Here is a 227-nt window from a genome sequence, read left to right on the forward strand (position 1 = left end):
CTCGCAAAATGAGAATAATTCAAAGGATAACCAAGATGACATGAAAGATTCACTCAAAGATTACAATGCAATGTTTGGGACTAACTTTGAGATGGGGCAAATTGATGCTTATAACCGAAATGTTAACGATAGACTTGCACGAAAATCTAAGCAGTATCAAGCTCCAAGCCAGCAATTAGATATTGTTATTGTGGTTGATAGACTTTTGACAGGCTTTGATTCACCAA

1 protein-coding gene is annotated in these 227 nt (G+C 36.1%); it reads left to right on the forward strand.

The annotated features are described in order from the left end of the window. On the forward strand, window positions 1-227 hold a 227-nt coding region (locus NOU10_RS09370), incomplete at both ends, for a hypothetical protein (RefSeq protein WP_305119831.1).

The organism is Ligilactobacillus sp. MP3 (assembly GCF_024436335.1).
Taxonomy (GTDB): domain Bacteria; phylum Bacillota; class Bacilli; order Lactobacillales; family Lactobacillaceae; genus Ligilactobacillus; species Ligilactobacillus salivarius.